Origin of the sequence: Nonomuraea sp. NPDC049637 (genome assembly GCF_040675235.1) — a bacterium.
In the GTDB taxonomy this organism is placed as follows: domain Bacteria; phylum Actinomycetota; class Actinomycetes; order Streptosporangiales; family Streptosporangiaceae; genus Nonomuraea.
Map to the genome: position 1 here is coordinate 380,034 of NZ_JBFAOM010000003.1, position 22,021 is coordinate 402,054.

19 protein-coding genes are annotated in these 22,021 nt (G+C 69.4%); 12 read left to right on the plus strand and 7 right to left on the minus strand.

Going from position 1 to position 22,021, the window contains the following annotated elements; translation table 11 throughout:
* Window positions 1-22: 22 nt before the first annotated feature.
* The 4 genes from AB0J71_RS06535 to AB0J71_RS06550 all read right to left on the minus strand — a co-directional run bounded on the left by AB0J71_RS06535 (window position 23) and on the right by AB0J71_RS06550 (window position 5,489).
* A complete protein-coding gene (locus AB0J71_RS06535) occupies window positions 23-1,087 on the minus strand; it encodes a mannosyltransferase family protein (protein ID WP_352322945.1) in 1,065 nt (354 codons plus the stop codon).
* Window positions 1,084-2,400 (minus strand): glycosyltransferase 87 family protein, encoded by a 1,317-nt coding sequence (locus AB0J71_RS06540; protein WP_364413104.1) that lies wholly within the window; start codon window positions 2,398-2,400, stop codon window positions 1,084-1,086. The genes AB0J71_RS06535 and AB0J71_RS06540 overlap by 4 nt, the downstream gene beginning before the upstream one ends.
* Window positions 2,397-4,871 (minus strand): transglycosylase domain-containing protein, encoded by a 2,475-nt coding sequence (locus AB0J71_RS06545; RefSeq protein ID WP_352322947.1) that lies wholly within the window; start codon window positions 4,869-4,871, stop codon window positions 2,397-2,399. Before AB0J71_RS06545 ends, AB0J71_RS06540 begins: the two co-directional genes overlap by 4 nt.
* Before the next feature lie 231 nt (window positions 4,872-5,102).
* The gene (locus tag AB0J71_RS06550; protein WP_352322948.1) at window positions 5,103-5,489 is read right to left on the minus strand and encodes a DUF5318 family protein; all 387 of its coding nucleotides are present in this window, start codon (window positions 5,487-5,489) and stop codon (window positions 5,103-5,105) included.
* Window positions 5,490-5,622: 133 nt separating this feature from the next.
* Here AB0J71_RS06550 and AB0J71_RS06555 point away from each other — a divergent pair, with 133 nt between their 5' ends.
* Window positions 5,623-6,207, plus strand: coding sequence for a PadR family transcriptional regulator (locus tag AB0J71_RS06555; protein WP_352322949.1), 585 nt, complete (start codon window positions 5,623-5,625; stop codon window positions 6,205-6,207).
* Between the two features lie 13 nt (window positions 6,208-6,220).
* Entirely contained in the window at window positions 6,221-7,300 is a 1,080-nt protein-coding gene (locus tag AB0J71_RS06560; protein WP_352322950.1) for an inositol-3-phosphate synthase, read from the plus strand.
* Between the two features lie 26 nt (window positions 7,301-7,326).
* Here AB0J71_RS06560 and idi read toward each other — a convergent pair whose 3' ends face one another.
* Window positions 7,327-7,911, minus strand: a complete 585-nt coding sequence (gene idi / locus AB0J71_RS06565) for an isopentenyl-diphosphate Delta-isomerase (RefSeq protein ID WP_364413106.1) — start codon at window positions 7,909-7,911, stop codon at window positions 7,327-7,329.
* Between the two features lie 94 nt (window positions 7,912-8,005).
* Here idi and AB0J71_RS06570 point away from each other — a divergent pair, with 94 nt between their 5' ends.
* Window positions 8,006-9,295, plus strand: coding sequence for an MFS transporter (locus tag AB0J71_RS06570; protein WP_364413107.1), 1,290 nt, complete (start codon window positions 8,006-8,008; stop codon window positions 9,293-9,295).
* Here AB0J71_RS06570 and AB0J71_RS06575 read toward each other — a convergent pair.
* Window positions 9,275-10,699, minus strand: a complete 1,425-nt coding sequence (locus AB0J71_RS06575; protein ID WP_352322953.1) for a CCA tRNA nucleotidyltransferase — start codon at window positions 10,697-10,699, stop codon at window positions 9,275-9,277. The two genes, AB0J71_RS06570 and AB0J71_RS06575, sit on opposite strands and share 21 nt — an antisense overlap.
* Before the next feature lie 100 nt (window positions 10,700-10,799).
* On the opposite strand from AB0J71_RS06575, the gene AB0J71_RS06580 reads away from it, so the two are divergent.
* From AB0J71_RS06580 to trxA, 8 genes are all read left to right on the plus strand, one after another.
* Window positions 10,800-11,354, plus strand: coding sequence for a YbaK/EbsC family protein (locus AB0J71_RS06580; RefSeq protein WP_364413108.1), 555 nt, complete (start codon window positions 10,800-10,802; stop codon window positions 11,352-11,354).
* A gap of 44 nt (window positions 11,355-11,398) precedes the next feature.
* The gene (locus tag AB0J71_RS06585) at window positions 11,399-13,510 is read left to right on the plus strand and encodes a DUF6049 family protein (protein WP_352322955.1); all 2,112 of its coding nucleotides are present in this window, start codon (window positions 11,399-11,401) and stop codon (window positions 13,508-13,510) included.
* A complete protein-coding gene (gene murJ, locus AB0J71_RS06590) occupies window positions 13,507-15,111 on the plus strand; it encodes a murein biosynthesis integral membrane protein MurJ (protein ID WP_352322956.1) in 1,605 nt (534 codons plus the stop codon). The genes AB0J71_RS06585 and murJ overlap by 4 nt, the downstream gene beginning before the upstream one ends.
* Before the next feature lie 230 nt (window positions 15,112-15,341).
* Window positions 15,342-16,859 (plus strand): protein kinase family protein, encoded by a 1,518-nt coding sequence (locus tag AB0J71_RS06595; protein ID WP_352322957.1) that lies wholly within the window; start codon window positions 15,342-15,344, stop codon window positions 16,857-16,859.
* A gap of 16 nt (window positions 16,860-16,875) precedes the next feature.
* On the plus strand, window positions 16,876-17,511 hold the full coding sequence (gene sigM, locus AB0J71_RS06600; protein WP_352322958.1) for an RNA polymerase sigma factor SigM: 636 nt from the start codon (window positions 16,876-16,878) through the stop codon (window positions 17,509-17,511).
* Entirely contained in the window at window positions 17,501-18,373 is an 873-nt protein-coding gene (locus tag AB0J71_RS06605; RefSeq protein WP_364413110.1) for a zf-HC2 domain-containing protein, read from the plus strand. Before sigM ends, AB0J71_RS06605 begins: the two co-directional genes overlap by 11 nt.
* Before the next feature lie 124 nt (window positions 18,374-18,497).
* Window positions 18,498-19,430, plus strand: coding sequence for a thioredoxin-disulfide reductase (gene trxB / locus AB0J71_RS06610; RefSeq protein WP_352322960.1), 933 nt, complete (start codon window positions 18,498-18,500; stop codon window positions 19,428-19,430).
* 10 nt (window positions 19,431-19,440) lie between these two features.
* Window positions 19,441-19,755, plus strand: coding sequence for a thioredoxin (gene trxA, locus AB0J71_RS06615; RefSeq protein ID WP_352322961.1), 315 nt, complete (start codon window positions 19,441-19,443; stop codon window positions 19,753-19,755).
* A 77-nt stretch (window positions 19,756-19,832) separates the two neighbouring features.
* Here trxA and AB0J71_RS06620 read toward each other — a convergent pair whose 3' ends face one another.
* Window positions 19,833-20,450 (minus strand): GNAT family N-acetyltransferase, encoded by a 618-nt coding sequence (locus AB0J71_RS06620; RefSeq protein ID WP_352322962.1) that lies wholly within the window; start codon window positions 20,448-20,450, stop codon window positions 19,833-19,835.
* A 269-nt stretch (window positions 20,451-20,719) separates the two neighbouring features.
* On the opposite strand from AB0J71_RS06620, the gene AB0J71_RS06625 reads away from it, so the two are divergent.
* A complete protein-coding gene (locus AB0J71_RS06625) occupies window positions 20,720-21,952 on the plus strand; it encodes a PLP-dependent aminotransferase family protein (RefSeq protein WP_352322971.1) in 1,233 nt (410 codons plus the stop codon).
* The last annotated feature ends 69 nt before the right edge of the window (window positions 21,953-22,021 follow it).

Here is a 22,021-nt window from a genome sequence, read left to right on the forward strand (position 1 = left end):
GGCGAAGAAACGGGTAGAGATTTCAGCCCGCCCAGGCGCCCGTGAGGAAGCGGGCCGCGTTCAGGTACATGAGCGGCCCGCAGATCACCGCGTACAGCACGATCACCCACGGCTTCCTGGTCGCGACCTTGGCGACCAGGACCCACAGCGGGAACCACAGCAGCAGCGAGCGCGGGATGGACAGGTAGTACGCCGAGGTCATCAGCGCCGCCGCCTGCAACCCGCAGTAGACGGCCTCGCTCCACCTGCGCAGCGCCAGCAGCCACACCAGCACGCCCACCGCCAGCACGGCCCCGGCGATCTCCATGCGGAAGGCCACCGCGAAGTCGTCGGTGCCCATGGCCGAGTTCCACGTCGTGCGCCACGCCTCCCAGGGCCAGACGAAGTCGCGTCCCCAGCCGGCCTCCTGCGCGTGCTTCCACGCCAGCCAGTCGCCCGAGCGCCGGTAGTGGTAGAACGAGTACGCCGCCAGCGGAAGGAACGGCACCGCCAGCCAGCCGGCCCGCCGCCACGACTCCCTGCTCCTGACGAACTCCACCGCCAGCGCGACCGCCAGGAACAGCCCGGTGATCCGCACGCACGACGCCCCCGCCGCCAGCAGGACGGCCTGCGGCCAGCGTCCGAGCCGGGCGGCCAGCCAGGCGGGGATCGCGAAGGCCAGGAACAGCGACTCGCTGTAGCCCGCCGCCAGGAACACGGCCATCGGGAACAGCAGCAGCGCCAGCACCGCCATCCAGCCGGTCGCGCCCTCGAACTCGGCCAGCCGGGCCAGCGCGACCATGGCCACCGCCCCGGCGACCAGCGAGATCAGCAGCCCGCAGATCGCCCAGTCGGGCACCACGAGATGCACCGCCCGCAGCACGACCGGCAGGCCGGGGAAGAACGCGGGCAGGCCGTCGTCGCGTGGTTTGCCCGGCTCGCCGTCGTACCCGTACTGGGCGATGGTGAGGAACAGGCCGGCGTCCCATTGGCGCCACTTGCCGGCGTACTCGGCCAGGGTCAGGCCGAGCAGCGTCGACAGCAGAAGCCCGGCCCGCGATCCGAGCCACAGCAGCAGCGCGTCCCGAGCGGCCGAGCGGGTGATCATCTTGTCTTCAGCACGAACCGGTCGGGGGCGTCGTCGAACACCCCGCCCGCCTGGTCGTCGATGCCGTCCTGGCGCACCACGTCCCGGTCCGGACGCAGGATGTCACGGACGACGAACGCCATCATGATGCCGATGGTGATGACCCGTCCCCAGACGGCGGTGAAGTACGTGTTGTCCCCGATGCCCAGGTCGTCCCTGCTGAGCGGGGGCTGGGCGAGCAGGTAGAGCCAGATCGCCGCGAAGTACCAGACCTCGGCGAGCTGCCACAACGCCAGCGGCTTCCACCTGGGCCTGGCCAGCACCGCGAACGGCACCAGCCACAACACGAACTGCGGCGACCACACCTTGTTCGTCATCATGAACGCGGCCAGGGCGAGGAAGCACAGCTGCGCCAGCCGGGGCCGGCGCGGCGCGGTGAGCGCGAGCACGGCGATGCCCAGGCACAGCGCGGCCAGCGTCACCATGCCGAGCGTGCTGACGTCGGCCTCGCCGAGGATCCCCCAGCCCTTGCGCTGGAAGAACAGCCAGGGCGAGCCCCAGTCGATCCCGCGTTCCTGGGAGAAGACGTAGAACCGGCGCCAGCCGTCCCAGGCGAAGACCATGAAGGGCACGTTCACCACGAGCCAGGCCCCCGCGGCCGACCCCACCGTCACCAGGAACGGCCGCCAGCGCGCGGTCCGCAGCGTGAGCAGGAACAGCGCGCCGAGGAACATCAGCGGGTAGAACTTGGTCGCGATCGCCAGCCCGAGCAGCACGCCCGCGAGCACCTGCCGCCTGCGCGCCCAGGCCAGCAGCATGCCCATCGACAGCGCGCCGGCGACCAGGTCCCAGTTGATGTACGCGGCCAGGATCACGGCCGGCGAGATCGCGTACCACAGCGCGTCCCACCGGCGGGCGGGCCCGGCCACCGCCGCCATCAGCAGGACGCCGGCCACCAGGCAGACGCCGAGCAGCAGGACCGTGAGGTCGTAGAACCGGACGGCCTGCGCGACCTGGTCGAGCTCCAGCTTCCGCGAGATCCAGGCGATGGCCTGCATCACCTCGCCGAGCACCACGGGGTACTCGACCTGCTTGTCGAACGGCACGTCGGCGAAGTACGGGTTCTGGGTCGCGAGCTGCCGGTCGAAGTACAGCGGGTAGATGTCGGTGTAACAGAAGTTCGTGTACGTCTGGACCTGGTCGTTCCACCCGCCGGTGCGGCACGGCAGCCGCACGACGTAGCCGAGGACGGCCCCCAGGGCGGCGATCAGCCCCAGGGGCAGGTACGGCACGGCACGCGCCGCCAGCGGGACGCGTGCCTCGGTCGTGGTCACCACTCCTCGTGCCGGGCGCTCATCTGCGAGCTGCCCGTCGGCCGGGAGTCGGGCGCCCGGCCGCCTCCGCCGCCGCTCAGGATGCCGTGGTCGTCGGCCTCGGGGATGCCGGTGTCCTGCGAGTCGTCGGTGACGTCGCCGCTGTCGTCGTTGCACGGCGCGGCCAGGCAGTTCTGGTCACCGCCGTCGTCGAAGGGGTTGTCCGCGCCGTCGTCGAACGGGTTCGTGGCGGTCGGCGTCGGCGTCGGCACCGGGCGCTCCACGATGTTCTCCGGCAGGCCGATGTCGGCCTTCTGCGGGAACTGCTCGATCGGCTTGCCCTCGTGGGCGGCGAGCATGAACCGCCGCCAGGTCGCGGTGGGCGGGCCGGCGCCCTCGAAGCCGAGCGAGACCTCCTTGGCCCTGGTGTACGGGTTGTTCGGGCCGTACTTCTTGCTCGGCTTCTTCTCGTCAGGGGTCACGGGACAGTTCGAGTGACGGGGCTGGACGACTGTGCCCTTCTTGGTCACGCACTGCTCGCGGTAGAACCCGACGGCCGTGGAGATCTGCGGGGTGTAACCGACGAACCAGGCTTCCTTCTCGTCGTTGTTGGTGCCGGTCTTGCCGGCCGCGGGCCGGTTGCCGAGGCCCTGGCCGGCGGCGGTGCCGCTCCTCAGCACCTCCTGCATGGCGGTCGTCGCGTCGGCGGCCACCTCCGCGTCGATGACCCTGGTCGAGGTCCGCTGCTCAGGGTAGACGACCTGGCCGTTGAGCTTGACGTCCTGGACCACGTGGTACTTGGTGTACTTGCCGCCGTTGGCGAAGATCGAGTATCCGGCGGCCTGCTCCACCGGCTTCACCAGGGCGCTGCCGATGGCGAACTGGAACTGGTGCTCCTTGACGTCCTGGTCCATGCGCCCCTTGTCGAACCCGGCGTTCTCCACGAGCTCCTTCACCTCGTCGAGCTTCCTGGGCAGCTTGTACGCCATCGACACGTACGCGGTGTTGACGGACTGGGCCGTGGCCTTCACCACGTCGACGGCCTGGCCGACGTTGTGGCTGTTGCGGAAACCGCCGTTCTGCTGGCCGGGGATGACCTTCGGCACGGTCTGGTTGCCCGGCACGTAGCTCTTGAGCGAGTAACCGGCCTGCAGCCAGGCCGCCAGCACGTACGGCTTGAACGCCGACGCGGCCTGCTTGTTGGCGTCGAAGGGCTCGTTGAACGGGTCGGTGAGGAAGTTCGAGCCGCCGTAGAAGGCCAGGACGCGGCCGTTCCGCGGATCGACGGCCGCCAGCCCGGCGTGGTACTCCTTCGACCTGGTCGCCAGCTCGGTCTCCACCGCCGTCTTGGCGGCCTTCATGAGCTTCTCGTCGAAGGTCGAGGTGATCTGGTAGCCGCCGCTCCTGACCATGTCAGGGGTGAGCTTGCGCTGCTTCAGCTCCTCCAGCACCTGCGTGATCATGTAGCCGCGCAGGCCCGCGTAGACCTCTTTGGTGTCGCCCTTGTAGACCTTGGGGAACTTGGCCTTCGCCGGCAGGTCGCCGTACTTGTCGGGCCACTGCTCGGCCATGTACTTGATGGTGGTGCTCCACCGTTCGCGCAGGCCGGGGTCGTCGGGGCCCCAGCTCGGGCGCTGGATGCGGGCGGCCAGGTAGGCGCCCTGCTCGGGGGTCAGGTCCTTGGCGTGCACGTTCTTGCCGAAGTACGCCTGCGAGGCGGCCTCGACGCCGTAGGCGAGGCCGAAGTTCACGGTGTTGAGGTAGCGGGCGAGGATCTCTTCCTTGCTCAGCGACTGGTTGAGCTTGACCGCGACGAAGATCTCCTTGAGCTTGCGCTTGACGGAGACCTCCTGGCTGAGGCCGTCGTAGTAGCCGCGGGCCATCTGCTGGGTGATGGTCGAGGCACCCTGGAGCTGCTGGCCGGTGGCGGTCATCCACACCGAACGGGCCATGCCCGAGATGGAGACGCCGGAGTCCTCGTAGAACGTCTTGTTCTCGATGGCGACCGTGGCGTCCTTGACGGTCTGGGCCATCTTGTCGATGGTGACGGTCTGCCGGGGCACGCCGAGCTTGGCCAGGACCTTGCCGTTGCGGTAGTAGAGCGTGCTCTGCTGCGCCACCGCCGACGCCTGCGTGCCCTCGGGCACCGGCGTGAGGTTGTACGCGACCATGATCATGCCGAAGATGCCGGCCGCCAGCACGACGACGCTGGCCACGACGATCTTCCAGCTCGGCACGAACCGGCGCCAGCCGCCGCGCTTCCCGTCGGGCCGGCCGGGCGGGCCCGGCGGCTCGGGCGGCTCGCCCTGCCCGCTCGCCCTGCGCGAACGCCTGGGCGGCGCGTCGCTGACCATCGTCTCCTGGTTGCTCAGCGAACGCGTGTCCTGCCGGGCCCGGGAGCGGCCGCGCGGCGCCGGCTCCTCGCGCCCCTGGGGCGCCCCGCGCTGGGGCTGCGGCCCGGAGGCGGGGTCGCCGTACGGCTGCGCGGACATCGCACCCGTCTGCTCATAAGCGGCTTCAGGACGACGCTGCTGCTGCGAAGCACCCCAATCGGAATCGCCGGTTTGGGGAGGAGAACCTGGGGGCACAGAACGGGATGAGTTGGAGCGACGGCGCCTTCCCGGGCGGGCCGTCCCCTCATTCATGCTGTTACTCACACGTCCTCGCATCGTCGTCGGATAAAAACGGCGTATGGGCGTGAGGTGACTCGCCGCCCTCGGTGTTCACGGTTGGCCGACGAGGTCTGGCGGTCCGTTGCCGAGGACGAACGAGACCGTCAGGTGGTTCCAGGAACAACCTTGGCAGACCTCGACGACGTACACCCGGAACTCATCGTAATCATGGGCCATTTCGACAAGCTCTGACGTGGCCTTTGCCTGACCGGCATGCCGCCCCAGCGAATCGCCGAAGACATAGGTCACGTTGGTGACGTTCTCCCTCTCGCACACCGGGCAGAGACGTTCGGTCGGCTCGCCGAACACGCGGGCCGCGCGAAGGAGGTACGGCTGTGCGTCACAGAGGTCCCCGCGCGAGGCACGGCCCACCTCCAGGGAACGGACCGCTGCCCGCTTGGCGAGGCCGTAGTCCACCACCCTCCGCTGTGACCACATGAGCGCCAGACTACGGCGTTTTACCGATTCATCCCAACGGCTTGGCAAATCCTTTGATTGCGGCCTTATAGCGAATCGACGTATCCTCTGGATGTATCGACTCGATACATCGACGCGAGAGGGGGCGGTTCCAGTGGCCAGCGGACAAGGCAGAGTTCTGGAGCTAGCCGTGCTCGGGTCGCTGCACGAACAGCCGCTGCACGGCTATGAGCTGCGCAAACGGCTCAACGCCCTGCTGGGCATGTTCCGTGCGTTCTCCTATGGATCGCTGTACCCCTGTCTGCGATCACTTCTGGCCCAGGGCCTCATCGTGGAGGAGCAGCCCGCTCCCGCCACGATCGTCGGCGGCCGGTCGAAAATCGTCTACAAGCTCACCGCGGAGGGCAAGGAACGCCTCCAGGAGCTGCTGACCCAGGCCGGCCCGTCAGCCTGGGAGGACGAGAGCTTCGGTGTGCACTTCGCCTTCTTCAGGCACACGGAGGCCGAGGTGCGCCTGCGCATCCTCGAAGGCCGCCGCAGCCGCCTGGAGGAGCGCCTCGACAGCGTGCGCACGGCGCTGGCCCGTACCAGGGAGCGGCTCGACAGCTACACGCTGGAGCTGCAGCGCCATGGGCTCGAGTCGGTCGAACGCGAGGTGCGTTGGCTGAACGAGCTGATCGCCACGGAGCGGCGGGCCTCGGAAGGGCCCGAGAGAGATACCACGTCAACTGATGAGTAAGGGAGCGAGTGCGATGGGTTCGGTTCGCGTGGCCATTGTCGGTGTCGGCAACTGCGCGTCTTCGCTGGTCCAGGGCGTCCACTACTACAAGGATGCGGACCCGGCCGCGCGAGTGCCGGGCCTGATGCACGTGAAGTTCGGTGACTACCACGTGGGTGACGTCGAGTTCGTCGCCGCCTTCGACGTGGACGCCAAGAAGGTCGGCCGCGACCTGTCCGAGGCGATCGTCGCCAGCGAGAACAACACCGTGAAGATCACCGATGTGCCGCCGACGGGGGTGACCGTGCTGCGCGGCCACACCTTCGACGGTCTGGGCGAGTTCTACCGCGAGATCATCGAGGAGTCCGACGAGGAACCCGTCGACGTGGTCAAGGTGCTCCGCGACAACCAGGTCGACGTGCTGGTGTCGTACCTGCCGGTGGGCTCGGAGGAGGCCGACCGTTTCTACGCGCAGTGCGCCATCGACGCCAAGGTGGCGTTCGTCAACGCGCTGCCGGTCTTCATCGCCTCCGACCCCGAGTGGGCCGAGAAGTTCACCGAGGCCGGCGTGCCGATCGTCGGCGACGACATCAAGTCCCAGGTCGGCGCCACCATCACGCACCGCGTGCTGGCCAAGCTGTTCGAGGACCGCGGCGTCGAGCTGCTGCGCACGTACCAGCTCAACTTCGGCGGCAACATGGACTTCATGAACATGCTGGAGCGCAGCCGGCTCCAGTCGAAGAAGATCTCCAAGACGCAGTCGGTCACCTCGCAGATCCCGCACGAGATGGGCAAGGCCGACGTGCACATCGGCCCGTCGGACCACGTGCCGTGGCTCGACGACCGCAAGTGGGCGTACGTGCGCCTGGAGGGCCGCTCGTTCGGCGACACCCCGCTGAACCTGGAGTACAAGCTGGAGGTCTGGGACTCCCCCAACTCGGCCGGCATCATCATCGACGCCGTGCGCGCGGCCAAGATCGCTCTTGACCGGGGCATCGGCGGCCCGATCCTGTCGGCGTCGTCGTACTTCATGAAGTCGCCGCCGGAGCAGTACTCCGACGACGAGGCCCGCGAGTACGTCGAGAAGTTCATCAGGGGCGAGGTCGAGCGCTGACCTGTGGGCCCCTCGCGGCCGCGGCTTCAGCCGCGCGCGGCGGGGGGCAGTTCGTCGTCGGAGGCGGGAGACCAGCTCATCGGGTCGGCGCCCAGCTCGCTGAGCAGCGGCACCTGTTCCCTGCACCACGGTGAGATCGCCAGCAGACCGCTGCGCACGCCTTCGGCGAACTCCTTCCACGGCATCCAGCGCACCTCGCCCACCTCGTCGGGGTTGGGCGCCACCGGGGCGTCGACCGTGACGCGGTAGACCGGGCACAGCTCGTGCTCGACGATGCCGTTGCCCATGACGGCGCGGTAGGAGAAACCGGGCAGCATGAGATCGGCGCTCCCGGCATCCAGGCCCAGCTCGTAGGAGAGCCTGCGGATGACCGCGCTGCCGAGCGCCTCGCCCGGCAGCGGGTGGCCGCAGCAGCTGTTGGTCCAGACGTCGGGCCAGGTGATCTTGTGGCTGGCCCGCCTGGTGAGCAGCACGCGGCCTTCCGGGTCGAAGACGTAGCTGGAGAAGGCTAGATGGAGCGGGGTCTCCCGGCCGTGCACCGACGTCTTGGGCGCGGTGCCAAGCGCGCGCCCCTCGCGGTCGACCAGCACAACGTGTTCCTCGGTCGTCACGCTATGAAGCGTACGAGATCGTCATGCGCGTTCGGAACCCGCCCGGCCACCTCGGCGCATCCTATGCCGCGGTGCGCCCGGCTAGGCTGACGGGGTGTCATTCGTCGCCGATCTCCGCGTCGTCCTCCAAGGCCGTGACTTCCGACGGCTGTTCGGCACGCGGCTGGTCTCCCAGTTCTCCGACGGGATCTTCCAGTTCGGCGTCACGAACTTCGCCTTCTTCAGCCCCGAGAAGCAGACGACGGCCCTGGCGGTGGCCGCCGGCCTGGCCGTGCTGTTCCTGCCGTACAGCGTGCTGGGGCCGTTCGTCGGGGTGTTCATCGACCGGTGGTCGCGGCGGCAGATCCTGGTCACAGCGCCGTTCGTGCGCGGCGGGCTGCTGCTGGTCGCGGCGGCGCTGGTCGCCTCCGACGCGCCCGATCCCGTCTTCTACGCGGCCGCGCTCGGCGTGCTCGGGGTCAACCGGTTCTTCCTGGCCGCGCTCGGCGCCTCGCTGCCGCACGTGGTGCCGTCCGACCGGCTGATGGCGGCCAACGCGGTGACGCCGACCTGCGGCACCGTGGTCACGTTCGTCGGCGCGGGCGTCGGGTTCCTGCTGCGCGAGGTGTTCGGCGACGGCGACCGGGGCATCGGGCTGCTGCTGGCGGTGTCCGGCGTGATGTTCGGGCTGAGCGCCCTGGTCGCCCGCACGATGGACCGCGCGCTGCTCGGCCCCTCCTACGACCCTCACCAGCCGCAGGCCCGCGAGGCCCTGCGCAACGTGGTCGTGGGCCTGGTCGACGGCGCCCGCCACCTGGCGCGCCACCGCGAAGCGGCGGCGACCATGGGCGCGATGGCCGCCCACCGTTTCCTGTACGGCATGGCCACCGCCCTCGGCATCATCCTCTACCGCTACTACTTCACCGACGGCGATTCCGACGCCGCCCTGCGCGGGATCGGCCTGGTGGTGGCCGCCTCCGGCTTCGGCTACTTCCTGGCGGTGATCATCACCCCGTACGCGACCGAGCGGTTCGGCATCGGCCCCTGGGTGGTCATCGCGCTGTCCTCGGCCGGCGTGCTGGCGGGCGCGCTCGTCCTGCCGTTCCAGACGTGGGGGCTGCCGGTGGCCGGCTTCGTGCTGGGCGTGGCCGGGCAGAGCGTCAAGATCTGCGCCGACACGACCGTCCAGCGCGACGTCGAGGACGCCTATCTCGGCCGCGCCTTCTCGCTCTACGACATGCTCTTCAACGGCATGTACGTGCTGGCCGCCGCGCTCTCGGCGGCGATCCTGCCGCCCAATGGCAAGTCGTACGCGGCCGTCGTGATCATCACGGTCGGCTACCCCCTCGCGGCGCTGGCCTACCGGATGGTCACGACGTCGGCGTCACGCTCCCAGGCCGTTTGACCTCGCCCAGTCGAGCAGCGCCTGGGTGGCCGCCTCCTTGCCGAGCACGCCCTTGTCCAGCCTGAGGTCGAGCAGGAACTTGTAGGCCCGGCCCACCACGGGCCCGGGGCCCACGCCGAGCACGGCCTGGATCTCGTTGCCGTCGAGCTCGGGCCGGATCTTGGCCAGCTCCTCCTCCTCGGCGAGCCGGGCGATGCGCTCTTCGAGCTGGTCGTAGGTGCGCGACAGCGCCGCCGCCTTGCGCTTGTTGCGGGTGGTGCAGTCGGCCCTGGTCAGCTTGTGCAGGCGGTCGAGCAGGTGGCCGGCGTCGCGCACGTAGCGGCGCACGGCGCTGTCGGTCCACTCCCCCGTGCCGTAGCCGTGGAAGCGCAGGTGGAGCTCGACCAGGTGGGAGACGTCGGCCACGACGTCCTTGGGGAACCTCAGCTCGGCCATGCGCTTCTTGGTCATCTGCGCGCCGACGACCTCGTGGTGGTGGAACGACACCCGCCCGCCGGCCTCGTGGCGCCGGGTCTTGGGCTTGCCGATGTCGTGCATGAGCGAGGCCCAGCGCAGGATCCGGTCGGGCTTGCCGTCCTCCTCCTGGGCGATGGCCTGGTCGAGGACGGTCAGCGTGTGCTCGTAGACGTCTTTGTGCCGGTGGTGCTCGTCGATCTCCAGGCGCAGCTTGGGCAGCTCGGGCAGCACGTGGGCGGCCAGGCCCGTCTCCACCAGCAGGCGCAGGCCCTCGCGCGGGTTGGCGCCGCAGATCAGCTTGTCGAGCTCGTCGCGGATGCGCTCGGCCGAGACGATCTCGATGCGCTCGGCCATCGCGGTCATCGCCGCCAGGGCGGCCCGGTCGACGCCGAAGCCGAGCTGGGAGGCGAACCGGGCGGCCCGGAGCATGCGCAGCGGGTCGTCGGCGAACGAGCGCTCGGGGGTGCCGGGCGTGCGCAGCCGCTTGGCGCGCAGGTCGTCGAGGCCGCCGTAGGGGTCGACGAACTCGTGTCCGGGCAGGCGCACCGCCATCGCGTTGACCGCGAAGTCGCGCCGCTCCAGGTCGGCCTCCAGCGTCTCGCCGTAGGCGACCTCGGGCTTGCGCGACTTGGGGTCGTAGGACTCGCTCCGGTACGTGGTGATCTCGATCAGCCAGTTGCCCTTGCGCAGGCCGACGGTGCCGAAGTCGATGCCGATCGTCCACACGGAGTCGGCCCAGTCCCGGACGACGTCGAGCACCCTGTGGGGGTTGGCGTCGGTGGTCAGGTCGAGGTCGTTGCCGACGCGGCCCAGCAGGATGTCGCGCACGGGGCCGCCGACGAGGGCCAGCTCGTGGCCGTGGTCGGCGAACAGGCGGCCGAGCTCGTCGGCCACCGGTGCGATCTTGCGGAACAGGTCGTGCATCGCCCGCTGCTGGCTTTCGGTCATTGTTGAGTCGGACAAACCCTGTCGGTCCTTCGATTCCGGAACATATCCCCCGAGCCACATCAGGTCCGGGTTACCTTCGGTCTGGGGACCGTCGGGGGCCATGGAACAGGGCGAGACGGAGGAGGACTTCATGAAGGACGCCCTCGCGATCCACCGCTGGCTCCTCGCACACCAGGTCCATCATGAGATCGTACGCCTTCCGCGCCCCATGACTTGCGCGGAGGAACTGCCGGAGACGGTCTCCGCGGAGCCCGGGCGGTGCGTCGTGGTCACCGTGTTCGACGTCGCCACCAGGATCGGCAGCGAGGTCGTCGTCGCCGTCGTCGCCACCGCGGCGACCCCGCCCCAGCCCGGCGTCGTCGGGGGCCTGCTGGGCGCCCGCCAGGTGCGGCCGGCGCCGGCCTTCCTGGTCAACTCGGCCACCGACTACACCGACAGGCTCGTCTGCCCGCTGCTGCTGCCGGAGACGCTGCCGGTGCTCATCGACGACCGGCTCGTCGCCGACGACATGGCGGTCTTCACCGCCACCGGCGAACGGCACACCGCGCTCTGTCTTCGTGCGCTCGACCTGCTGAATCTCCTCACCGGCAAGACCGTCGACCTGCGTACGCCCCGACCGCGGGGAACACGCGAGGCGGTCGCGCCGCGGCACTGAACCCGTACCATTGCGGGCGTGCGCCGTCGTACCCCAGCTCTGGCATGCGTGTGATCCGTAAGGTCGCGCTGCTCGCCGTGATGTCCGTCGCGTCGCTCGCCCCCATGGTGGCGGCGGCGCCGAACTCTGCTGCCACGGTGGAGGCGGCGCGCGAGTCGCTCTCGGTCTCCATCACCTCGATCACGCCGCAGGTGACGAGCAGCCCGACCGACGAGATCAAGTTCACCGGCACGGTCCGCAACGACACCGGAACCGCGCTCGGCCCCCTCCGTGTACGCCTGCGCTACACGAGCGAACGTTTCTACGACCGCGCCTCCATGGCGGCGTACCAGATCGACCAGAACAACGCCACGCTGCCCGCGAACGTCTCCCGCACCTCGGCCATGGACATCCCGGCCCTGGCCGTCGGCGGGCAGGCCACCTGGACGTTCACGGCGACCCCGATCCAGCTCGGCTACCGCGCGTTCGGCGTCTACCGGATCGCCGTCGACGTCTCCCAGAACGAAGTGCCGATCTCGGCGCAGCGCACGTTCCTCACCTATGCCCCGCCCACCACGCCGAAGCTGCCGCGCAACAAGCTGGCCGTCGCCCTGCCCGTCATCGACCAGCCCCACCGGGGCTACGACGAGACGTTGTTCGTCGACGACAAGCTGAGCCAGTCGCTCAGCGGCAAGGGCCGCCTGGCCGACCTGGCCCGCATCGCGCAGACGGCGCCCAAGGAGGTCACCTGGTTCGTCGAGCCGTCGCTGCTCGACGACCTGAAGGCGATGACCAAGGGCTACCACGTCAAGACGAAGGACGCCACCGACGGCAAGCCGGCCAACGACACCGCCGGCACCTGGCTGTCCACCATGAGCACGGCGCTGGCCGACTCCCCCGTCATCGCCACCCCCTACGGCGACCCCGACGTGGCGGCGCTGGCCCATCAGGGGCTCGACGCGCAGCCCGGCCGGGCGATCGAGCTCGGCGGCCAGACCGCCAGGGCGCTGCTCAACCGCAACGCGCAGACCTCGATCAACTGGCCGCCCGCGGGCGTGCTCGACGCCGACGCGCTCGACCTGCTCGCGGTCAGCCCCGGCAAGGTCACCACCGTCCTGCTCAACTCCACCAACCTGCCGCCGCAGCCGCCCGTCGCCCACACGCCCGACGCCGTCGCCACCCTCGACAGCGTCGCCGGGCCGGTCAAGGCGCTGGTCGCCGACGCCGAGCTGAGCCGGCTGTTCGAGCCGACCGCGCCCACGACGGTCCTGCTCAGCACGCAGCGCTTCATCGCCGAGACCGCGATGATCGCCGCCGAGACCGGGCAGGTCGAGCCGCGGTCGCTGGTCGTCGCGCCGTCGCGCCGCTGGGACCCCAACCCGACGCTGGTCACCAGCCTGCTGAAGACCGCGCGCAAGCTGCCGTGGCTCTCGATGACCACCCTCGACTCGATCAAGCCGAGCAAGGCGGCCACGCCACGGGCCGGGCTCACCTACACCGAGCAGGACCGCAAGGAGGAGCTGAGCGCCAAGTACCTGGCCCCCGTCAAGGAGGTGGCCACGCAGGCGCAGCTCACCGCCTCCGTCACCGCCTCGGTCGCCGGGACCAAGGCGCCCTCGGCCTTCGACGCCGCGGTGCTCAGGCTCACCTCGTCGGCCTGGCGCAACAACACCCGAGCCGGCCGCGCGGTGACCAAGCTCGTCGGCACGGCCGTGGACGAGCGCATCGACAAGATCCAGATCACCGACGCGCCGCGCACGCTCGCCGGCAGCAACGGCGTGGTGCCCATCAGCGTGAAGAACTCGCTGGACCAGCCCGTCACCCTGCACATCGACGTCAGGTCCAACGACCGCGGGCGGCTGCAGATCGAGGAGCCCGTGTCGGAGGAGCCGCTGGTGATCGGCGGCAACCAGAGCGGCACGCTGCAGGTGAAGATGACCGCCACCACCAGCGGCGACGCCACCGTCACCGTGCAACTGCGCACGATCGACGGCCTGCCCTACGGCAAGCCGGAGCGACTGACCATCCGCACCACCGGCTACACCGGCATCGCCCTGGTCATCGTGGGCGCCGCGCTGACGGTGATGCTCGCCGCCGTCGTGACGCGGATCCTGCGCCGCCGGTCGGAGCGACGGCTCGCGCGAGCGGGCAGATCCCGGGAGAGTGAGACCGTATGAGCCGCATGCTGCGGGCCAGCGCCATCATGGCGGCGGGCACGATGGTGTCCAGGGTCACCGGGTTCGCCCGCACGATGGTGCTGGCCTACGCCATCGGCACCGCGGCGCTGGGCGACTCCTACAACGCGGCCTACGCGATCCCGTACAGCATCCTCGACCTGCTGCTGCTCGGCGTGCTGAGCAGCGTCGTGGTGCCGATGATCGTCCGGGCGCAGCAGCACGACGCCGACGGCGGCCGGGCCTACGAGCAGCGCCTGCTGACGCTGGCCACCGCCGTGCTGGTCGTGGTGGCCGCGCTGGCCGTGCTGGGCGCGCCGCTGCTCATCGACCTCTACACCGACTGGGACCGCGGCAGCATCAAGTTCGAGACCGGGGTCATGCTGGCCCGGTTCATCCTGCCGCAGCTCGCCTTCTTCGGCATCGGCGCGGTCGCCGGCGCCATCCTGAACACCCGCGACCGCTACGGCGCTCCGATGTGGGCGCCGGTGCTCAACAACCTGGTCGTCATCTGCGTGTTCGTGGCCTACGCCGTGGTCGGCAGCGGGTCCGACATCGAGGCGGTAACCACCGGCGACCTCGCGCTGCTCGGTCTCGGCACCACGGCGGGCATCGTCGCCCAGGCGGTGGTGCTGATCGTCGCGCTGAAGCGGGTGGGGTTCTCGTTCACCCCGCGCTTCGACGTGCGCAACGCCCGGCTGGGCGAGATGGGCAGGGCCGGGGTCTGGACCATCGGCTACGTGGTGGTCACCCAGCTCGGGTTCATGCTGACGACCAACCTGGCCAGCTCGGCGGGCAACGAGGTGGCCGGCCACGGCATCAGCCCGTACACGCTGGCGTTCCAGCTCTTCCAGCTTCCGTACGGGATCATCGGGGTGTCGGTGATCACGGCGATGCTGCCCCGGATGAGCCGGGCGGTGGGCGAGGGCCGGCTCGACGACGTGCGCAGCGAGTTCGGGTCGAGCGTGCGGCTGATCTGCTCGCTCATGGTGCCGGTCTCGCTGCTGCTGATGGTGCTCGGCCCGGCGGTCACCGTGCCGATCTACGGCCACGGCGCCAACAGCGTCGCCGACGCCGTCTACATCGGGAACGTGCTGCAGGTCTACGGCCTGGCGCTGGTGCCGTTCGCGGTGTTCCAGCTCCTGCTGCGGGTGTTCTACAGCTTCGGCGACACCCGTACGCCGGTGTTCGTGGGGGCCGGCACGACCGCGGTCAACGCGCTGCTCATGGTGATCTTCTTCGTGCTGCTGCCCGCCCGTTACGCGGTGATGGGCCTGGCGCTGGCGTACGCCGTCGCGTACGGGCTGGGCGCGGTCCTGGCCTGGACGCTGGCCAGCCGCCGCGTCCAGGGCCTGGGCGGCTGGACCATCGGCACGGCGCTGACCAGGATGTACCTGGCGTCGCTGCCCACTGCCCTGCTGGGGCTGCTCACCGTCTGGGTGGTCACTCAGCTGTTCGGTGGTCTGGGTTTCGTCAACTCGCTGATTGTCCTGGCCGTGGGTGGTGGGCTGGGACTGTTGCTCTATCTCGCCGTCGCCCACAGGATGCGCATAGCGGAGGTCAACTCACTCGTTGGTATGGTCGCCAGACGCGTAGGTCGGTAGTAATTGGGAAATCCGGCATATGGACGGACTTGACCACGACGGCTGACGAGTTTCCCGTTGGCAAAGAACGCGGGGGGAATCGACTCGGCACTACCATGGTGCCCGACACGCGCGAATGGAAGCAGGAGGGGCGTGGGCGGATCCACCCGGCATAGCGTGCCTACGTGGGACACCACCACGCAGGTGAGTCGAGTCATGAGCACGCCCGATCGGCCTAGCGGAGAGAGCCTGTGAGCACGTCGGCCGTGGAACCCGGCACCCGACTGGCCGAGCGCTTCCGGCTGGAGGACCGCGTCAGCGAGTCCGACGGCGCGACCCTGTGGAAGGCGATCGACGAGATCCTCGCCCGCCCGGTGGCGGTGCACACGTTCGGCCCCGACTTCCCGCGCGTGCACGAGGTCGTCACCGCCGCCCGTGCGGCGAGCCGGCTCACCGACCCGCGCCTGACGCAGGTGTTCGACGCGGCCGAGGACGACAAGCACTCCTACGTGGTCAGCGAGTGGGTCACCGGCGAGTCGCTGACCGACCTGCTCGCCGCCGGCCCGCTGGAGCCGGAACGCGCGGCCGGCCTGGTGGCCGAGGCCGCCGAGGCGCTGGCGCACGCTCACGAGGCCAAGCTCTACCACCTGTGCCTGCGCCCGTCCCACCTGATCTGGACGACGGGCAACACGGTCAAGGTGCTCGGCGTGGCCGTCGACGCCGCGCTGTCTGGGCTCACCACCGACCAGCCCGCCCTCGACGACGCCGAGGGGCTGGGCAGGCTGCTCTACGCCGGCCTGACCGGCCACTGGCCCGGTGACGAGGAGGAGGGCGGCCTGCCCGCCGCTCCCATGATCGACGGGCACTTCTGCTCGCCGCGGCAGGTCACCGCCGGCGTCCCGAACTATCTGGACACCGTCACCGTCCGCGCCTGCCTTCCCGAGTCGCGCAAGGGGCAGGGCGCGCTGTCGAGCCCGTCGGAGGTCGCCGAGGCGCTGGCCGACGTGGCCCGGCCCATGCCGATCGCCATCTCCTACCCCTCGACGCCGGCGGTCGCCTCCGCCTCCCACACCGAGGGCCTCGACATCGCCCACCGGCAGCAGCGCACGATGCCGCCCCCGCCGCCCGTGCCGCGCCGGCCGCCCAGCCAGGGCGGCGGCAGCGTGCTCAACCGGGTGCTGATGACGCTGGTGGTGCTGCTCGTCATCGCCGCCGTGGGCGTCGGCGCCTGGACGATCGGCCGCAGCCTCGGCAGCCCCGCCACCCCGGAGGCGTCGGTCAGCCCGACCACCGGCAAGTCCTCCGCCTCGGCCTCGGTCCAGGCCGTCAAGGCCGACAAGGCCAAGGGCTTCGACCCGCTCGGCGACGACGGCGACGAGAAGTCCGACATCGCCGAGCTGGCCATCGACGGCAAGCCCAGCACGGCCTGGACGACCCAGAGCTACGGCAACGCCGAGCTGGGAAACCTCAAGAAGGGCGTCGGCCTGCTGCTCGACATGGGCAAGTCCATGCAGATCAGCGACGTGGTGGCTACGCTGGGCAAGGCCGACGGCGCGAGCGTCGAGCTGAAGGTCGGCGACTCCCCCGAGCTCGGCTCGCTCAAGACCGTGGCGACCCAGAAGAGCGCCTCGGGCAAGACCACCCTGACCCCCGAGGACTCAGCAAGCGGTCGGTACGTTTTGATCTGGTTTACGCGCGTTCCGGCAGATGCGGGCCAGTTTCGTGGCACCATCTATGAAGTAGTGGTGCATTCTCCCGGATCGGCATAAATCAGGAATCTCTCTTGTGAACTCCCCACCCGAGACACCCTCACCAGCGGAGCGGCCGGCAATCACAGACGCCGAGCTGCTCACCGCGCACATCAACGGGGATCCACACGCGTTCAGCGAGATCGTCAAAAGGCACCGTGACCGCATGTGGGCGGTGGCGCTGCGTACTCTCGGTGACCCTGACGAGGCGGCGGACGCCGTTCAGGACGCGTTCGTCTCCGCATATCGCAAGGCCGCCTCGTTCCGAGGCGAGGCGGCCGTCACCACCTGGCTCCACCGCATCGTCGTCAACGCCTGCCTCGACCGGATGCGGCGCAAGTCCGTCCGTCCGGTGGCCGACGACGAACTGATCGAGGCCGCCGAGCGGGACAGCCCGCTCCCCGACCAGACCGTCGAGCGCGAGGTCTCGATGGAGGTTTCGGCCGCTCTGAAACTGCTGCCCGCCGACCAGCGGGCGGCTCTCGTGCTCGTGGACATGATGGGGTATTCCGTCGAAGACGCAGCTCAGGTGCTTCAGGTGCCCAGCGGCACCGTGAAGAGCAGATGCGCGAGGGGTCGCGCGAAACTTGCCCCAATTCTTTCGCATCTGCGGAACCGTTCGGACCTCAATCGCGTCTCATCCGCGAAGGGAGCAGAACTTCGTGACGGGTGATACGCACTACGATCTTGAGGTCCTAGCCGAGCTGGCAGAGGGTCTCTTGGACGCCGCGACGGCACGCCGGGTCCGCGAGCATCTCGCGGTCTGCGACCCCTGTGGGGAGCTGCTGGCAGACCTGGCGGCGGTTCGCGAGGTGCTCGCGGCGACCCCAACACCGGCCATGCCGATGGGCGTCGCACTGCGCATCGACAAGGCGCTGGCCGCCGAGGCGGAGTCCCGCCGAGGGAGCGTCGACCTCGTGGAGGCACCTGACTGGGACAGGCTCATGCGGGACTCCCCGTGGGAGCAGCCGGCGGCGGAGACGCCCGAGCCGGTACGTCTCGGCGTGGTCTCCGACGACGGCACGATCGTCCCGGCCCAGACCAGGTCGGCACGGCGGCGCAGGTGGGCCATGCCCGCCGTGGCGGCGTCGGCGGCGGCCGCGGTGGTGGTCGGCACGCTGGCGGTCTCCGGCGGGTTGCTGGCCGGCGGGAGCGGGCCGGGCGGTTCGTCCGGGCCCACGGTGGCGCAGCCGGTGACACCGTCGAAGCCCCACCAGCGGGCCAGGGCCTACGCGCTGACCGACAGCAACTACAACTACAGCGACCGGGAGCTGCGCCAGCCGCTGCTCGGGTACTTCGGCGCCGCGCCGGCCCTCGAAGGCCCCACGGACACCGCCAGGGTCGACCGATGCGTCGGCAAGGTGGCGGCCCGTTCGAAGCTGAAGACGTTCGCGGTCGACCAGGGCCAGTACAACGGCCAGGAGGCGCTGATCGTGGCCTCCTGGAAGGACCAGGCCGCCAAGAAGCTGCGCATCGACATCGTCGACCCGTTCAACTGCAAGAACCTGCGCAAGCCCACATTGGGCCGCTGGTAATCGAAAGCCCACGTCAGAGCCCGCTTCGGCGGGCTCTTTCGTTTCGCGGGCAGGGCCGGGAATCAGCGCGGCCTAGGATCTGTTGAGCCCGAAGCAAACAGCAGACGAGGAAGGCGTGGGAGCGTTGAGCGACGTTCGTAACGTGATCATCATTGGGTCGGGCCCTGCGGGCTACACCGCGGCCGTCTACTCCGCGCGCGCCGAACTCAAGCCGCTGGTCTTCGAGGGCTCCGTGACGGCGGGCGGTGCGCTCATGAACACCACCGACGTGGAGAACTTCCCCGGTTTCCCCGACGGCATCATGGGCCCCGACCTGATGGACAACCTGCGCAAGCAGGCCGAGCGCTTCGGCGCCGAGCTGGTGGCCGACGACGTGGTCGAGGTCGACCTGGAGGCCAACCCCAAGGTCGTCAAGACCCACACCGACACCTACTACGCCAAGTCGGTGATCCTGGCCATGGGCTCGGGCTACCGCGAGCTCGGCCTGGAGAACGAGAAGCGCCTGTCCGGCCACGGCGTGTCCTGGTGCGCCACCTGCGACGGCTTCTTCTTCCGCAACAAGGACATCGTGGTCGTGGGCGGCGGCGACACCGCCATGGAGGAGGCGACGTTCCTGACCCGGTTCGGGCGCATGGTGACGGTCGTCCACCGCCGTGACGAGCTGCGCGCCAGCAAGATCATGCAGGAGCGCGCGTTCGCCAACGAGAAGATCCGGTTCGTCTGGGACTCCGAGGTCGTCGACGTGCTCGGCGACACCAAGGTCGAGGCGGTCAAGCTGCGCAACGTCAAGACCGGCGAAGAGTGCGAGCTGGCCACCGACGCGCTGTTCCTGGCCATCGGTCACGACCCGCGCACCGACCTGGTCAAGGGCCAGGTCGAACTCGACGAGGACGGGTACGTCAAGGTCGCCTCGCCCTCGACCGCCACCAACATCGACGGTGTGTTCGCGGCCGGCGACGTCGTCGACCACACCTACCGCCAGGCCATCACCGCGGCCGGCACCGGCTGTGCCGCCTCGCTCGACTCCGAGCGCTGGCTGGCCAACAACGAGAAGTAAGGAGCGCACCGTGAAGGCAGTTACCGACGCCACGTTCGAGACCGAGGTCCTCAAGAGCGACAAGCCCGTGCTGGTCGACTTCTGGGCCGAGTGGTGCGGCCCGTGCCGTCAGGTCGCGCCCATCCTGCAGGAGATCGCGAACGAGCACGGCGACAAGCTCGAGATCGTCAAGCTGAACATCGACGAGAACCCCGAGGTTCCCCGCCAGTACGGCGTGCTCCAGATCCCCACGATGAACGTCTACAAGGGGGGCGAGGTCGTGAAGCAGATCATCGGCGCCAAGCCGAAGGCCATGCTGCTGCGCGAGCTCGACGGCATCATCTAGTCGCCCTCATGTGAGAGCCCCCTGCGGCGATGCCCGCGGGGGGCTTTCGTATGCCCTTCTTCGGCCCCCAAGGGCCGTCAGACGGGACGAAGGGCGCGCTCCGGGCTCATGGACCCCAGAAGGCGTTCGAGGGCCACCTCGACGTCCTCACGCCACGAGATGGCGCTCTTCAGCTCCAAACGCAGGCGCGGAAATCGCAAATGCGGTCGAACCGTCTTAAAACCCACAGAAAGCAAGTATTCAGCAGGAACTACACAACTAGGCTCTTCCCACTTGAGGTCGCCGAACGCCTCGATGGCCTTCACCCCGCGCCGGGTCAGATCCTTCGCCACGCCCTGGATCAGCATCCGGCCCAGCCCGCCGCCCGAGAACTCGGGGATGATGTGGGCCGTCATCAGCAGCACGGCGTCGGCGCTCACCGGCGAGGTGGGGAAGGCCAGCGAACGCGGGCTGTAGAGCGGCGGGCTGTAGAGGACGAACCCGGCCGGAACCCCGTCGACATAGACGATTTTCCCGCAGCTCCCCCATTCCAGCAGCGTGCCCGAGATCCAGGCCTCCTTCTCCAGCCCGGAGTCGCCGGAATGGATGGCACGCTCGCCGCTGACGGGATCGAGCTCCCAGAACACGCACCGCCGGCAGCGGCGAGGCAGATCTTCGAGATTGTCCAGGGTTATGTTGACCAGCCGGCGCGACAACTACGGCCCCTATCGTCGACCCAGAAAAGCGCGCGAAAACCGCGTCCGTTGGTGGCATGGTAGCTCAGTGAAGATGGAGCCAGCGGATACCACGACGGTCGAGCCCGGTCACGAAGGACATGTCCGACTGGCGTAATCTGGTATTTCGGTCCGATATGACACCTAGGAGGTGGGCCGTGACGGAAGAGCTGGATCACGGTCAGACACCCGCGACCCAAGGGTCGCGCATCGACGCCTACGTCGACCGGTATGCCGCGCGAGCTACCGGGATGGTCGCCTCCGAGATCCGAGCTCTCTTCGCCGTCGCGTCGAGACCCGAGGTGGTCTCGCTCGCCGGCGGCATGCCGTACGTCACGGCGCTCCCCCTCGACATGGTCGGCCAGCTGGTCTCCGACCTGGTCACCACGCGCGGCACGGTCGCGCTGCAGTACGGTTCCGGCCAGGGTGACCCGCACCTGCGCGAGCAGATCTGCGAGGTCATGCGGCTGGAGGGGATCGAGGCCGGGGCGAACGACGTCGTCGTCACCGTCGGTTCACAGCAGGCGCTCGACCTGATCACCCGGATCTTCATCGACCCGGGCGACGTCGTGCTCGCCGAAGGCCCCTCGTACGTCGGGGCCCTCGGGACGTTCTCCGCCTACCAGGCCAAAGTGGTCCACATCGCCATGGACGATCAGGGCATCGTGCCCGAATCGCTGGCCCAGACCATCTACGCGCTGGAGACCGCCGGAGCTCCCGTCAAGTTCCTCTACACGATCCCGACCTTCCAGAACCCGGCCGGCGTCACGCTCAACCTGGCCAGGCGGCAGCAGGTGCTCGACATCTGCCAGCGTGCCGGAATCCTCATCATCGAGGACAACCCGTACGGGCTGCTCGGCTTCGACGGCGAGCCCATGCGCGCCCTGCGCGCCGACAACCCCGACGGCGTGGTCTACCTGGGGTCGTTCTCCAAGACGCTCGCCCCCGGCTTCCGCGTCGGCTGGGCACTCGCGCCGCACGCCATCCGCGACAAGCTGATCCTGGCCATGGAGTCGGCCGTGCTGTCGCACTCGGTGTTCACGCAGCTCGCCGTGGGCCAATACCTGGCCACGCAGCCGTGGCGGGAGCAGATCAAGTCCTTCAAGGAGCTCTACCGCGAGCGGCGCGACTCCATGCTGGACTCCCTGGAGGCCCTCATGCCGCCCGAGGTCACCTGGACCCGGCCGGCCGGCGGCTTCTTCGTCTGGGCGACCCTGCCCGAAGGGCTCGACTCCAAGGCGATCCTGCCGCGGGCCGTGGCCGAGCGGGTGGCGTTCGTGCCCGGCACCGGGTTCTTCTCCGACGGCAGCGGCGCCCGGCACATGCGACTGTCCTACTGCTTCCCCGAGCCCGATCGCATCCGCGAAGGCGTCCGGCGCCTGTCCGGGGTGATCGAGCAGGAGATGCAGCTCCGGGACATGTTCGGCACCGGCTCCGGTCCCGAGCGGGCCGGCGTTGACACGCCGGGGCCCGAACTGGCCTAGCTTTCCTCGGTACGGCCGGCGCTCCCCGGGGACGGGGACGCCGGCCGTACTCGTGTGCGGGCCTCACCT

Coding starts and splice junctions, on each gene's coding strand:
- AB0J71_RS06535 (WP_352322945.1), bottom strand. CDS start 1,087: ATGATCACCCGCTCGGCCGCTCGGGACGCGCTGCTGCTGTGGCTCGGA.
- AB0J71_RS06545 (WP_352322947.1), bottom strand. CDS start 4,871: ATGTCCGCGCAGCCGTACGGCGACCCCGCCTCCGGGCCGCAGCCCCAG.
- AB0J71_RS06550 (WP_352322948.1), bottom strand. CDS start 5,489: ATGTGGTCACAGCGGAGGGTGGTGGACTACGGCCTCGCCAAGCGGGCA.
- AB0J71_RS06560 (WP_352322950.1), top strand. CDS start 6,221: ATGGGTTCGGTTCGCGTGGCCATTGTCGGTGTCGGCAACTGCGCGTCT.
- AB0J71_RS06575 (WP_352322953.1), bottom strand. CDS start 10,699: ATGACCGAAAGCCAGCAGCGGGCGATGCACGACCTGTTCCGCAAGATC.
- AB0J71_RS06580 (WP_364413108.1), top strand. CDS start 10,800: ATGGAACAGGGCGAGACGGAGGAGGACTTCATGAAGGACGCCCTCGCG.
- AB0J71_RS06585 (WP_352322955.1), top strand. CDS start 11,399: ATGCGTGTGATCCGTAAGGTCGCGCTGCTCGCCGTGATGTCCGTCGCG.
- murJ (WP_352322956.1), top strand. CDS start 13,507: ATGAGCCGCATGCTGCGGGCCAGCGCCATCATGGCGGCGGGCACGATG.
- AB0J71_RS06625 (WP_352322971.1), top strand. CDS start 20,720: ATGGTCGCCTCCGAGATCCGAGCTCTCTTCGCCGTCGCGTCGAGACCC.